At 66.1% G+C, this 13,681-nt stretch carries 13 protein-coding genes; all 13 read right to left on the bottom strand.

The features are described from left to right. Positions 1 to 27 precede the first annotated feature (27 nt). The gene (locus tag D1793_RS03980) at positions 28 to 1,416 is read right to left on the bottom strand and encodes a mandelate racemase/muconate lactonizing enzyme family protein (protein WP_119020986.1); all 1,389 of its coding nucleotides are present in this window, start codon (positions 1,414 to 1,416) and stop codon (positions 28 to 30) included. 54 nt (positions 1,417 to 1,470) lie between these two features. After that, complete coding sequence (locus D1793_RS03975; RefSeq protein ID WP_162899901.1) at positions 1,471 to 2,568, bottom strand: sugar-transfer associated ATP-grasp domain-containing protein; 1,098 nt, start codon at positions 2,566 to 2,568, stop codon at positions 1,471 to 1,473. Positions 2,569 to 2,705: 137 nt separating this feature from the next. Beyond that, on the bottom strand, positions 2,706 to 3,848 hold the full coding sequence (locus D1793_RS03970) for a hypothetical protein (RefSeq protein ID WP_119020984.1): 1,143 nt from the start codon (positions 3,846 to 3,848) through the stop codon (positions 2,706 to 2,708). A gap of 38 nt (positions 3,849 to 3,886) precedes the next feature. Next, positions 3,887 to 4,960: a sugar-transfer associated ATP-grasp domain-containing protein gene (locus D1793_RS03965; protein ID WP_119020983.1), complete on the bottom strand. Its 1,074-nt coding sequence runs from the start codon at positions 4,958 to 4,960 to the stop codon at positions 3,887 to 3,889. A gap of 2 nt (positions 4,961 to 4,962) precedes the next feature. Beyond that, entirely contained in the window at positions 4,963 to 5,520 is a 558-nt protein-coding gene (gene rfbC / locus D1793_RS03960) for a dTDP-4-dehydrorhamnose 3,5-epimerase (protein ID WP_119020982.1), read from the bottom strand. 78 nt (positions 5,521 to 5,598) lie between these two features. Further along, positions 5,599 to 6,477, bottom strand: a complete 879-nt coding sequence (gene rfbA / locus D1793_RS03955) for a glucose-1-phosphate thymidylyltransferase RfbA (RefSeq protein ID WP_119020981.1) — start codon at positions 6,475 to 6,477, stop codon at positions 5,599 to 5,601. After that, on the bottom strand, positions 6,474 to 7,388 hold the full coding sequence (rfbD, locus tag D1793_RS03950; protein ID WP_119020980.1) for a dTDP-4-dehydrorhamnose reductase: 915 nt from the start codon (positions 7,386 to 7,388) through the stop codon (positions 6,474 to 6,476). The genes rfbA and rfbD overlap by 4 nt, the downstream gene beginning before the upstream one ends. Before the next feature lie 31 nt (positions 7,389 to 7,419). After that, positions 7,420 to 8,496, bottom strand: a complete 1,077-nt coding sequence (gene rfbB / locus D1793_RS03945; protein ID WP_119020979.1) for a dTDP-glucose 4,6-dehydratase — start codon at positions 8,494 to 8,496, stop codon at positions 7,420 to 7,422. Positions 8,497 to 8,499: 3 nt separating this feature from the next. Then, positions 8,500 to 9,582 carry a chain-length determining protein gene (locus D1793_RS03940; RefSeq protein WP_119020978.1) on the bottom strand — a complete coding sequence of 361 codons (1,083 nt, stop codon included), beginning with the start codon at positions 9,580 to 9,582 and terminating at the stop codon, positions 8,500 to 8,502. Positions 9,583 to 9,603: 21 nt separating this feature from the next. Further along, on the bottom strand, positions 9,604 to 10,485 hold the full coding sequence (locus tag D1793_RS03935; protein WP_119020977.1) for an ABC transporter ATP-binding protein: 882 nt from the start codon (positions 10,483 to 10,485) through the stop codon (positions 9,604 to 9,606). 4 nt (positions 10,486 to 10,489) lie between these two features. Next, positions 10,490 to 11,296, bottom strand: a complete 807-nt coding sequence (locus D1793_RS03930; RefSeq protein WP_119020976.1) for an ABC transporter permease — start codon at positions 11,294 to 11,296, stop codon at positions 10,490 to 10,492. Between the two features lie 27 nt (positions 11,297 to 11,323). Continuing rightward, positions 11,324 to 13,030 (bottom strand): polysaccharide biosynthesis/export family protein, encoded by a 1,707-nt coding sequence (locus D1793_RS03925; protein ID WP_119020975.1) that lies wholly within the window; start codon positions 13,028 to 13,030, stop codon positions 11,324 to 11,326. After that, complete coding sequence (locus tag D1793_RS03920) at positions 13,030 to 13,314, bottom strand: DVU3141 family protein (RefSeq protein ID WP_240407766.1); 285 nt, start codon at positions 13,312 to 13,314, stop codon at positions 13,030 to 13,032. The genes D1793_RS03925 and D1793_RS03920 overlap by 1 nt, the downstream gene beginning before the upstream one ends. Between the last annotated feature and the right edge of the window lie 367 nt (positions 13,315 to 13,681).

The raw sequence follows: 13,681 nt of genomic DNA, 5'->3' as shown, positions 1-13,681 counted from the left end.
GGGCAGCCAGTGCGCCCGGCACGTTTCTCAGTTGGCGCCGACAAGCGCCTTGGCCAGCTTCTCGTCGCTATAGAGGTAGCGCTTGCTCTGTTCGGCTTCACGCGAGAGGAAGCGATCATCGAAGGCACTGCGCAGCAGCGCCTTGCGCGCCTCGCGGTCGGCGATCCGCCCCTCGGGGCCATAGGCGCGGTGGAACACCATCCGGCGCTTCAGCGCAGAGCGGCACACGTTGGTCGCCCAGCCGGCGCCTTCGGGCGCCACCAGCTGGAAGCCCCGACGCTGGGGACGCGGGTGTACCAGACGCACCTTCTGCTCCTTCTGGAAGGTGGCGGGGAAGTAGCGGCAGCTCGCCAGGCTGCCGGCCAGCGCCAGCATGGCCAGGGTGTTGAAGTTGGAGGTGCTCGGCATGTTGCCCAGGTAGATCCCCCCGCAAAAGCCCAGCTTGCTGGCCTCACGCTCGGCTTCGATCACCTCGTGGAAGCCTCCGGCCTTCTGCGGCGTGACCTTGAGATCGACGTGGGGCATGTAGGAGGCCAGGGTACGAATCGACTCCACCCCCCAGATGGGCTTGGCCAGCATGATGCGGATCCGCTTCCCTTCGGCATAGGCGAAGGCCTCGCGGTAGAAGGCGTCCGAGATCTCGGCGAAGGGGTCTTCGACGACGACCTCGACGCCAAGCTTCTCGACCAGGCCCGTCAGGGCGATCTCGTCACAGAAGCGCTTCCACTCGTCCAGCGACCAGCGCTGGCCCGCATTGAGGATGATCCCCTGGAGCGAGTGCTGCTTCTCACTCAGGGCGAACAGCAGGGAGTTCACCAGGGCAGAGGCCTTGTCGGCCTCGATGCGACGACCGCGGCGCAGCCACCCCTCCACGACCTTCCCGGCCGAGATCTCGGCGATCAGCTTGTCGGTATTCTTGAGGCGATCATTGAACACGTTGCGTACGACCCCGCCTTCCTGGCCGCCGCTCACTCGGCTGACCACCGACGTCCCCTGCTGCTTGGCAAGGATATCCAGCAGGGCACACTCGGCGGCGAAGCAGACCGACGGGCTGGGACGCTGCTGGGAAATGCTCTGGTCGGTATAGCCGAAGATCTCGCTGACGACCTGCTGCACGACATCATGTACCTGGCGGGTGGGGGCCTGCTCGTCAGACGGGACCGGCAGCGTTTTGCCGACCAGGCCGCGCCCCAGCTTCTTCGCATAGCGTGTCGCCCTGGCCAGGGTTTCCGCACTGGTGGCCGACGGACGTGCCTCTCCCAGCCCGACGAACTCCTTGTCGTCCACCACGGCCGTTACCTTGAAAAAGATCGAGTACTTCTCGGACTCCCTTCCGCTGAGCCTGTCGCCCTGTTCCCTTTCCGACTTGGTCACGGGCTTGTTCTTCAGCGCAAAGACATCGACTTGCTTGATCATATTCAGGACCTCCTTGTTTAAACAGCCATTAACCTGCAAGCATCCCCTCCTGCATCACCCTGCTTCCCGTACTACCTTGTTGTTATAGGCGCCAACCAGCCCTTCTCTTCTATAAAAATCGACCAGCTCCCTGCATGCCAGAAGCGGCCTGTTCATCTGGAAGAGGCGAACCTGGCTGTAGCTGTTTCCTTCCAGAAACACGACACCTTTCTCATCGAGAATGAGATCGAAGCCACAGTACTTCACATAGGGAAGCTGATCGAAGACACGACATACGGCGCGCCTGATATCGTGCCAGTTCGGGATCCGCTTTCCCTGTATCGATTCACCCGTATCAGGGTGCGTCGACCAGCCACACCCTGAGTGTTTTCCTTCGGCTGCCACGGCATGTCCGAGCTCACCGCTTTCTAGATCGATCTCGGCACTCAATCCACCCATGGAGAAGTTATCGATGGGATAGGACTCGCTCGTTCCGATCCGCTGCACCGCGCGCATCACCCTGGCCCTGCCTGTCGATGGGCATCTGACGACCAGTACTCTAAGGGTGTTGACCGTCAAGGGAAACAGTGTTTGAGTAAAGTCACCTTGCTGTATGTAATCGTTGAGAATGAAGGGCACCTCCTGGGCGGCGAGCACCTCGGTAAGCTCGTGCAACTTGACGACAATTCTCGAGTTGTTGTTATCGTTTGTCTCGATCACCGCATGGTGGCGATCGGTGCGAATGAAGTAGACACTCCCTCCCCCGCCACCGCCCAGAGGCTTTGCCACCATCATGCGTCCGCCGTCGCTGCCATCGAGGATGCGGGACCACGCCGAGTCGTAGGGAATGGCTCTGCCATTGCGGAAGGTGGCAATGACCCCTGGCACCCGGCAGTGCCGCCCGAACACCTGGGTAAACAGCACCTTGTCGTTGAAGACGATGCTGTAGGAGCCATTCACCAGCCTCGTCAACCAGCGCTGCACGTCGCTGAGGTAGAGGTCGATGTTTCCGGGATGCAGCCCATAGAGACGGACCTTCTCGGGCAGAAATCCTCGCTCGTAGAGGAACCTGGCCTGACTCTCGGTGAGTCGCTCTAGGTCGGGGTCAGCATGAAAATCCAGCGTGAAGCGCTTGTGCAGAGCCAACGCCTGCGGCCCCGAAAGGGTCGCCATGAAATGTCGGTGATGATCCCTGGGAAGGCCCGATGACTGAGTCGCCATGGCCCTGCTGCGAGACCTGCCCGGCAGCAATGTCGAGCGTCTGAGTAGTGCGGGCGTAGCGGTCGATACCTGCATCATGTGAATGCCCTCTAGATGCCAAACTCGCGGATGAACTCGACGGCCGCCTCTGACTGCATCAGGGGGCCATGTACCTGAAAGGGAACGACACTGGGCTCACTGTGGAGCCTGATCAGTCGAGGCCCGCCGCCGCCGAGTGCGATATCGAGCTGCGCGAAGGTGAAGAGGGGCCTCTGGCTGATCACCGCCAGGATCTCTCTCTCCACGACTCGCCAGCTGGCCTGGAAGCGCGCCCGTTCCCATGGCCTGGGAAGCCGTGGGCCACTCAACAGGGAGTGGGTCCGGTAGCGCACCACGCTCTTGACGCGACCACTGTTGAGCGAGAGCCGATAGCTCTTGGCCGAGTGCCGGCCCAGCGGGCACTCGGTGCGCTCCACCACGGCGGCCAGCGGAATCAGGGCGGCACTGGCGGGGTCGAGCATCATCAGCACCTTGAGCCGCGGCCCGCTCACGACGGGCTCATCCGGTGATCGCATGGGCAGCCGTCCGGCAAACAGCTGGTGCTGCAGGCACGGCGTCTCTAGCAGCTGGCGTGCCCTGCCATTGGCGAGAGGAAGCAGGCGAGCCTGCAGGTCGCTGAGGTAGGCGTCCGCCTGCTCATTGGGTAGCCCGTAGAGCGCCTTCCTGTCGGGCAGGAAGCCCCGGTTGTGGAGGTATTCGGCGTCCTCCTGGCTCAGCCCGCGGGCCCCTTCCAGGAATTCGCGGCTGAAGGCCCGCCAGTTCTCCACCCCTTCGGCCTTGTCGAGCCGCTTCACACGCCCCTCGTGACTAAGGTCTGCACTGCGCCGGGTGGCATAGATGACACGACCGTGGCGCCCACCCTGCAGGTAGGGCAGGCTGTCACGGATGCCCGCCAGGTGCGGGGTCGGGCGTCGTTCCTCGTGACGACCGTGACGCAGGTAGTGGATCAGCGGGTTGATCCTTGCCCCGCGAACGTCCTCGTACGCCTCGAGATACCAGGCGGTATGGAAGCCGGGCCCGGGACTCAGCCCCTGCCGCGCCCCGTGGCGCATGAAGTGCCCTAGCGGGTCGCGCCGGGCAAGGGGGTCCTGGCGCAGCTCGGGATGGTGCCCCAGGTACCACTCGGGGTTGAAGAAACCGCTGCGCAGGATCTCCTCACGCAGCAGCGTCTGGCGATGGCCCAGTCGGCTCAACAGCGTCCGCTTGGCGGTCGCGAGTAGCGGCTTTGGCATCAGGCACCCAATCGGCTGATATGGCTGGCAATGAAGGGGTCGCCCAGCAGGGGACGGTGGAGCTGGTGCGCGGCCAGATGGCCATCCGAGGCAGCCAGGAAGCTTGGGCCTTCATCGGTGAGCACGAAGGAGAGGTGGCAGGCCCGAAGGTAGGAGGACTCATCGAAGAAGGTCATCAGCATCTCGCGGATCCCCGACCAATCGGGCAGCGATTCGCCCACGATCTGGCTGCCCGCCTGCGGGTGCCTGACGAAGGACGCCAGTACGGACGACGACGTCCCCTCCAGCCCCTTGCAGGCGGTGATCCGGCCGCTCACGGGGTCGACGGACGCGCTCAGGGCTCCCTCCTCGACGCGCAGCGCCTCACCGCCATCCTCGCGCCGGCGCCCGATCAGCAGGCTGGCGGCCACCAGCTGAGGACGCCACTCATGGGGCTCGCGGACCAGCAGCACGTTGAGCAGATTGAGATGCCCTGGCGCCAGCCCTTCGGCAAAGCCACCCTGGTCCACCTGTTCGGTCAGCACATAGGCCCCACCATGGCGGCGGGCCCGGTCCTGCACCCGCGCCACCAGCTCGTCGCTGCGGCCTTCCCCCAGGGAACCATGGAAATGGCCGCCCTCGACCACGATCCGCTGGAAGAATGCCCCCCAGCCAGGCTGCAGAGGATGGAGGACCAGAGCGCCCGAGGCCTGCCCTTCCTCCAGCCAGGCGGGCGGAGCCATCCACTGCACCTCCTCGGCGTTGACCACGGCGTAGATCTGCGGGGTCCGGCAGTAGTTGTCCAGTACATGGGAGCAGAGCACCCGGTCGGCCATGACGGCCTGGTAGCGGGCATTGGCCGCCTGGAGCCGCATGGCCTGGAAGTCGCTCAGGTAGCCGTCGACGCGATTCTCCTCCATGGCGTAGAGGGCCCAGCGACTGCGCAGGAATCCCGCCTGGAACAGGCGCTGCTGCAGCTCATCGGAGAGGCCATAGCTGGGCTCTTCCCAGTAGGCGAGGGAAAAGGCCTTCCAGGCCTGAAGGGCATCGCCGTCCTGCATCTCCCGGATGTCCTGCTGATACTGGCTGAACATGCTCAGAGCCCCTCGCTGGCGAGGAAGCCGGGGGCAGTGCGATCCTTGGCCGACAGGTGAGGTCCGGGGCCATCGCTCCACGCCTCACGGGGCCAGTCGATGGCCAGCTGCGGGTCGTCCCAGCGAATGGCACGCTCATGCTCGGGGGCATAGTAGTCGGTGGTCTTGTAGAGCACCTCGGCTCCGTCGCTCAGCACCAGGAAGCCATGGGCGAAGCCCTCCGGGATCCACAGCTGGCGGTGGTTGTCACCGCTCAGGCGAGCACTTACCCAGCGGCCGTAAGTGGGTGAGCGGCGTCGGACGTCCACGGCCACATCGAGGATCTCGCCGGCCACGACCCGTACCAGCTTGCCCTGGGGCTGCTTCACCTGATAGTGAAGCCCGCGCAGCACGCCGCGGGCCGAGCGCGAGTGGTTATCCTGGACGAAGGTGGGGGCAAGGCCGGTCGCGGCGGCAAAGTCACGCTGGTTGAAGCTTTCCATGAAGTATCCGCGCTCGTCGCCGTGCATCCTGGGAGTGAGCATCAGCACGTCGGGGATCGCGAGGGGAATCACGTCCATAGCAGGTAACATCCGTGTCGGGTTGGGATCCTGCCTGCCCGAGGCAGGCGCCTTGGCTGATTCGGCGGTTGCCGGCGGTCAGGCCGCCGAGGCCGCCAGCTGCAGCAGGTACTGACCGTAGCCGGTCTTGGCGAGTGCCTCGCCCCGAGCGAGCAGGCAGTCGGCGCCGATCCAGCCATTGCGCCAGGCGATCTCCTCCAGGCAGGCGATCTTGAGCCCCTGGCGGTGCTCAATGGTCTGCACGTACTGGGCGGCTTCCAGCAGGCTGTCGTGGGTGCCGGTGTCCAGCCAGGCGAAGCCACGCCCCAGGCACTCCACGTGCAGGTCACCCCGCGCCAGGTAGGCGTTGTTGATGCAGGTGATCTCCAGCTCGCCGCGCGCCGAGGGCCTGACGCCCCTGGCGATCTCCACGACATCGTTGTCGTAGAAGTAGAGCCCGGTGACGGCAAAGTTCGAGCGGGGTCGAGCCGGCTTCTCGGCGATGGAGATGGCCCTGCCTCGGGCATCGAACTCCACCACCCCGAACCGCTCGGGATCCTTGACGTAGTAGCCGAAGACGGTGGCGCCCTGCTCCCGCCTGCCGGCCTGCTGCAGCTGGCCGGTGAAGTGCTGGCCATGGAAGATGTTGTCGCCCAGCACCAGGCTCACCGGGCTGTCGCCGATGAACCGCTCGCCGATCAGGAAGGCCTGGGCCAGGCCGTCGGGCGAGGGCTGCTCGGCGTACTGAAGCGAGAGACCGAACTGCTCGCCATCGCCCAGCAGGCGCCGGAAGACCGGCAGGTCGGCCGGCGTCGAGATGATCAGGATCTCGCGGATACCGGCCAGCATCAGCACCGAGAGTGGGTAGTAGATCATCGGCTTGTCGTAGATCGGCAGCAGCTGCTTGGAGACCCCGTGGGTCAGGGGGTAGAGCCGGCTGCCGGCCCCGCCGGCCAGGACGATGCCCTTGCGCGTCATACCGCCTGCTCCGCGCCGTCTCTCAGCAGCTTCGCGCCGGGGCCCGCCAGGTACTCGCCCAGGGTGAATCCCAGCTGCGCCTCCCAGTGTGGCATTGGCACGCCCAGAGCGGTCTCGATCCGGTCAAGGCAGAGCCGCGAGTTGAGGGGACGAGGAGCCGGAGCGGGATAGTTGGCGGTCACCACCGGGATGACGGCCTCCGGCGCCGGGAGACCGGTCACGCCCTGGGCGCGGGCCAGCCGGAAGATGGCCTGGGCAAAGCCGTGCCAACTGGTCTCGCCGCGCGGAGCGAGGTGATAGACACCGCCTTCCAGGCGCTGGACCAGCGCCTGGGCCGTGATCCTGGCGATCAGGCGTGCCGGCGTGGGGGCGCCGATCTGGTCGATGACCACCTCGAGCCTGTCGCGCTCCCGACCGAGCGCGAGCATGGTCTTCATGAAGTTGTGGCCGTAGGCGCCGTAGACCCAGCTGGTGCGGAAGATCAGGTGCTCACAGCCGCTCTGCACGATGGCCTCGTCCCCGTCCCACTTACTCTGGCCATAGACATTGCATGGGGCAGGGGTTGCCTCCTCGCACCACGGCAGCTCCCCCTCTCCGGAATAGACGTAGTCGCTGGAGTAGTGGACCAGCGCTATGCCCTGCTGCCTGGCATGCCGGGCCAGCTGGGCGGGCAGCGCCGCATTCAGGTAGGCGGCGAGCTCGGGCTCCTGCTGCGCCCGATCCACCGCAGTGTAGGCCGCGGCATTGACGATCAGGTCGGGACGGTGCTGATCCAGCCAGTCGTCCACGACCCGGGCGTCGAGGAGATCGAGGGTGTGGCGGGTCGGGGCCAGCACCCTGCCGAGCAGGCTGAGCTGACGCTGCAGTTCGAAGCCGACCTGCCCCGTACTGCCGGTAATCAGAATCTTCATGGATGCCATCCTTGTCATCATGGTGAAAGGTTCAGCCGACCGCGCGGGCCAGGCCGAGTCGCTCGCCCCGGTAGCCCCCCTCCCGCATACCGCGCCACCACGCCTCGTTGGCCAGGTACCAGTCGACCGTGCTGCGCAGGCCGCTCTCGAAGGTCTCTCGGGGCACCCAGCCCAGTTCGCGAGTGATCTTGCCGGCATCGATGGCGTAGCGCCGGTCGTGGCCCGGCCGGTCGTCGACGAAGGTGATCAGGTCGCGGCAGGAGCGCGCCGAGGGGATTCGCGCCTGCAGCAGGTCGCAGAGGGTCTCGACGACCTCGAGGTTGCTCCTCTCGCTGCAGCCGCCGATGTGGTAGGTCTCGCCGACCCTGCCCTCGAGGGCGACGCGAATCAGGGCTCGCGCGTGATCCTCGACGTGGAGCCAGTCGCGGACCTGCTGGCCATCGCCATAGAGGGGCAGCGGCCTGCCTTCCCGGGCGTTGAGCAGCATCAGCGGGATCAGCTTCTCGGGGAACTGATAGGGGCCGTAGTTGTTGGAGCAGTGGGTGATCAGGGTCGGCAGCCCGTAGGTCCGCCCCCAGGCCCGCACCAGGTGGTCGGCGCTGGCCTTGCTGGCGGCATAGGGGGAGCTCGGCGCATAGGCGCTGGACTCGTGGAAGAGGCCTTCGGGACCTTCCAGGTCGCCATACACCTCATCGGTGGAGACCTGATGGAAGCGGAACGCCGCCGCCTTGCCGGGCTTGTGCTCCTGCAGGCCCTTCCAGTAGCCGCGCACCGCCTCCAGCAGCACCGAGGTGCCGACCACGTTGGTGTGGATGAACGCGGCCGGGCCATCGATGGAACGGTCGACATGGCTCTCGGCGGCCAGGTGCATCACCACGTCGGGGCGGTGGTCGGCCAGCACGCGCTGCATGGCCGGCATGTCGCCGATATCCGCCCGCACGAAGCGATGCCGAGGGCTGGTCGACACCGCCTCCAGGGAGGCCAGGTTGCCGGCATAGGTGAGCTTGTCGACGGTCACCACCCGGTGCGGGGTCGCCGCGATCAGTTCGCGGACCACCGCCGAGCCGATGAAGCCGGCACCGCCTGTTACCAGAAAGGTCTTGGCCATGGCTCAGTCCCGATGATCCCGCACGATCAACACGATCATGTTGAGGATGAAGGTCACGAAGAGGGCGAGAATGCCGAACACGGTGGCGTTGTAGAGCCGACGGGGCTCGATGGCATACTCTGGGAAGACGGGGCTCTGCAGGACCGAGACCTGCTTGAGGGTCCGCGCCGCCTCGATCCGGGTGTTCTCGAGGGCCGAGAGCGCGCTGGTGTAGGTCTCCTGGGCGAACTGAGCGCGCAGTTCCAGCGTCTGGTAGTCGGAGGAGACCCGGTTGAGGGAGTCTCCGGTGGCCTGGGCCAGGCGGTCGCGCTCCAGGTCGATCTGCTCGCGCAGGGCACGGATCTCGCTCTCGACCCTGACCACCTCCGCGGACTGGGCGCTCTGGAAGCTGCCCAGGGCGCTGCGCCGTGCCTGCAGCCGGGCCAGCTCCCCCTCCAGCGTGCCCACCACCTGGTTGAGGCTCTCCACGGTGTGGGTGGGCGACACCAGGCCATGCTCGTTCTGGTAGTCGAGGAGATCCTTGCGCGCGGCCTCCAGCCCCTCGCTGAGGCGTCCCAGCTGGCGATCCAGGAAGCGTACCTGCTCCTCCGCCAGGCGCTGGCCCATCTCGTTCATGTGCTGCTCCCCCGCCTCGAGCAGCAGCGAGGCCAGCTTGTGGGCGAACTCCGGCGTGTAGGCCTGCACCTCGATCTTGAGCACCTGGGCGTACTCGTCCATATCGATCTTCACCCGGCGCTGGTAGTAGCGATGCAGGTCCTCGATGGGGGCATCGCGGTCGCGCAGGCGAGAGAAGAGGTCACCGTGGCCTGCGTAGTGTTCGCGCAGGTCCAGCTCCTCCTGGACCCGGCGCAGCATGTCCACCGACAGCAGGTGCTCACGCAGCAGCAGCAGGTCGCTCGAGCCACCGCCGCCGCCCATGATCGAGGCGAAGGAGACATCCGGCGAGGCGATCTGGGGGCTCTCCAGCACCACCACCGTGCGCGACACATAGCGATCGGTGGCCCACAGCGCCCAGTAGGCACTCACTACCACGATGGCCAGCAGGCAGAGCCCCCAGTAGGGGTTACGTCCAAGAAAAGCTTTCATTTTTCGAGCCTTGTCAACGTATCAGTCGTCGTCATCGGTAGGTTCCCGAAGGGCCGCCAGCTCCGCCTTGCGTTGTCGGAGCCGCTGGCGCTGCTGCTTTGTCTCGGCCATCAGCGCCTCGAGGCGGGCCGGATCGGCCCCTTCCGCCTTGGCCTCGGCATGGGCCGCCTTGGCCGCCCGCAGGTCCATGCGCGCCTGCCAGGCCGCCTTCCTGGCCGCCCGCAGGGGCGCCGTATCCGGCATGCCGCTGGCCTCGTGATAGGCCGCGATCGCGTCCTCGATATCATCGAACCACTGGGCCCTGCCCTCGTGCAGGAAGATGCCCGCCTGGCACATCTCGCGCAGGATCGCCTCGCCATGGGAGACCATGATCAGGCTGGCCTGCCCTACCCGCTCGCGGAAGGCCTGCCGGGCCTTGGCCTTGAAGGCCCGATCCCCCACCGAGGTGGCCTCGTCGGAGAGGTAGACATCGAAGTCGAAGGCCAGCGACAGGCCGAAGGCCAGGCGGGAGCGCATCCCCGACGAGTAGGTCTTCACCGGGCGATCGAAGGCCGGGCCGATCTCGGCGAATGCCTCGACGAACTCGATGACCTCGCGGATGCTCCTGCCACCGCCGCCGTGCACCCGGGCCACGAACTGGACGTTCTGGCGGCCGGTCATGGAGCCCTGGAAGCCGCCGGTCAGCCCGATGGGCCAGGAGACCCGGCAGCGCCGCACCACCTCGCCCCGCTCCGGCGTGTCCATGCCGCCGATCAGGCGCAGCAGGGTCGACTTGCCCGCCCCGTTGGGGCCCACCAGGCCGACGCTCACGCCCATGGGAATCGTCAGGTTGATGTCCTTGAGCACCCAGTCGTTGTGCAGGTGATTGTGGTAGCGCTTGTAGAGTCCCTTGAGTTCGATCACGCCATCACCTTGCCTTGAGCTTCTCGTCGAAGCGCAGATGCAGCACCAGCCCCAGGGCCATCAGCGACAGGGCGAACAGCCAGACGTAGAGCAGGCTGATGCCCTGCACGGCCTTGTAGTGCTCGAAGAACCCCAGGCGCAGGTACTCGAGCCCATGGGCGATCGGGTTGTAGAGCATCAGCTCCTGGATATGGTGGGGCTTCATCCCGATGGGGATGATCACCCCGGACAACAGCATCAGCGGCAGCGACAGCATTCGCACCACGCGCCCGATCTCGGGCACCAGCGCCGCCGCCGCCGAGACGGTCAGGCCCACGCCGGCTCCCAGGGCCCACAGCGTCAGCCAGGCCCACATCGCGAACATCGGCAGGTCAGCGTAGAGGTCCAGCCCGAGCATCAGGCCGCCGACGATGAAGATCAGGAACACGAAGGTGCGCAGCAGGCCCTCAAGGGCGATCCGCACCAGCACGGGGTCAATGGGCAGCACCTGGCGATAGGCGAACAGGCCCTGGTTGGCCTCCACCGCCCCCACCGGGCGGGTCATGCCCTCCCGGAACAGGAAGAACCCCATCAGGCCGACGATCAGCCAGGGAATGAAGTCGGCACCGATCACGAAACGGTCGCCGCGGATCATGCTGCGCACCGCGATGAAGATCCCCACGAAGGCGATCGGCTCGAAGATCATCCAGAACCAGCTGAAGCGGTCGGCCATGGTGCGTGACACCATTTCCCGCATGAACATGGCGAACCAGACGCTGCGGGTGACCCGCCAGGGAGAGCGGGCACCGCGGTTGGAGTCGATTTCAGGCATGGCAATCGCTACCCGTCTTGGGTCGGGCTAGATATCCAGCACGACCTTGGTGGCCACGGCGATCTGGAAGAGGATCTGGGTGAGCGTCGAGGCGAGCTGCAGGTTGTTGCTCGGCACCTTGGGCATCACCAGGATCTCGTCTCCAGGCTTCAGGGTAGCGTTGCGGGCATTGACCACTGCGCCACTCTGGCGGGCGATCAGGATATGGCCCGAATCAGCACGCTGGGTGAAGCCACCTGCCGCCTCGATGTAGTCGCGCACGCTCATGCCCGGGCTGTAGACCGCTGCCTGGGGCACCACGATCTCGCCGCTGACCAGGATGGAGTCGCTGATCTCGGGAATGGTAATGACATCGCCATCCTGGAGACGAATGTCGCTGATGCGATCATCCTGGGCGACCACCAACCGACCGGAGGGCTCGACCTCGCGGGCACGCTCGACGAAGTCCTTGATGAGCTCGGCCTCCTGCACGCGTGTGCGGGCCTCCTCGTCGGTACGGGTGGGGGCGCCAAGGTAGGTGGTCTCCAGGCGACGCAGGCTCTCCTCGAGGGACTGTCGCTGCTGTTCGGCCACGCTCTCGCGGCGCAGGGAGATCCCGTAGGAGGCCGTCATCTCGCCGGGCACGGCAATGGCGTCGAGCAGCTCACCGAGGCGCGCATCCCGCGGCAGGGCATAGCGCGAGGGGCCGTAGTGGCTGCCCTCGAGCTGGACCACGATTGTCTCGGCCCGTTGATCGGCGCTGAAGGTCACCTCGTCACCGCTGTAGACGCTCTGGTCACGAAAGTCGGTAACGGAGAAGTAGCGCGAGAAGGGTCCGTCGTCCCGGGAGCCGCGCACCAGCACATGGGAGACGCCGGCCTTGAGACGCGCCAGGTTGGCCACCTCGCTCCCGGTGAGACGGTCACCGGTCAGTTCGTAGCGGTACTCGCGATGCACATCGCCCACCACGGCGATGGAGGGGCCCCGCTCCGCGACCACGATGGTGTCGCCATCCTGGAACTGGGGGCGGGCGATCTCGCCATCGAGCAGGAAGTCGTAGAGGTCGACCTGGGCCACGATGCGGTTGTCGCGCATCACGCGGATATTGCGGAAGCTGCCCAGCGCGTTGTCGATACCGCCGGCCTGGTCGAGGAAATAGAGCAGCGGGTCGTCCGGCGTGCCGGCGTAGCGGCCGGGGTTCTCCACGTAGCCGGTCACGAAGACGCCCACCGGCTGCACCCCCTGCAGGTTGGTGTAGACCTCGACGTTGTCGGGGTAGACGCCGCGGATCGCCTGGCGAACGCTGGCATCGAGCTCGCCGCTGTTCTGCCCCTGCACCGGCAGCGGCCCGATGCTGGGAATGAAGATATTGCCCTGGGCATCCACGGTGAGCACCCGATCGATCTCCACGGCGCCCCAGGCGCGCAGGGTCACCCGGTCACCCGGCTTGATGCGGTAGCCTGGGTTGAGGCCCTCGGCGGTGGCGCCGCGAAAGCCCCCTTCGAAGAGGTTGGCGCCGAAGGGGGGAAGGCTGTCGGCGGCCTCGACGCGTCGCTCCTGGGGCACGGGGCCATGGGTGCCGCTGCGCCAGTCGGCTCGCGGGGTGTCGTCCACCTCCTCGCTCAGCGGAGTGGCACGCTGCTGCTCGGGCAGGATGCCGGTGGGCGGGTTGACCGTCTGGGCTTGGAGGGGCGACGCCAGCAGGGCAACGAGCAGGCCGGCCACCAGGGGGAAGGAACGTTTGATCATCAACATCAGCGAGCACTCCCTGTACTCAATACGTCCGTCACCAGGCGCTGGGCCTCCCATCCTCCCGGCGTTTCACAGGCCACCGCCTGGCGGACATCGCTATCGGCCGACAGCAGGGTCAAGCGCCGGCACACCCGGCCACTGGCGGCGTCGTAGGGCGCCTCGGCCGTCACCTCCACACCGCGGCCCCAAGGGCTCTCCGGCAGGGTGGTCACTGCACCGGCAGGCGACTGGGCAAGGAAACCGGCGAGGTCCTGATCCAGGGCCTGGCCCTGGCCTCCCTGAACCACGCCGCCGGGCTGTGCCCCGGAAAAGCCTCCGTGAGAGGCACAGCCTCCCAGCAGCGAGGCGATCGCCAGGACGACGACGCCTCTGTGTATCGTCCGCGTGAGCAGAAACTGGACAATCCTTGACATCTGGAATCCCTGAGTTGGTGACGGCACCCGCCCTCTGGAATCGGCAGGTACCTTGAAAAAAGACAGGGGAACAAGCGGCGGTTGAGTGCGCTTCCAGACACGCTACCGCCCGGGGATTTACGGGCGTATTCCCTTGCCCTGACCAGACAACATCCTGTCGTCCACAGGGCCTGACTCGACACCTTCAGGCCCAAAGTTGCAGGCCATTCTATGAAAGGTGCACCCCTGCCTCTATTACTTG

The sequence above is a fragment of the Halomonas sp. JS92-SW72 genome (genome assembly GCF_003547075.1).
Classification (GTDB): Bacteria; Pseudomonadota; Gammaproteobacteria; order Pseudomonadales; family Halomonadaceae; genus Halomonas; species Halomonas alkalicola.
This window is presented reverse-complemented; position numbering and strand designations above follow the sequence as displayed.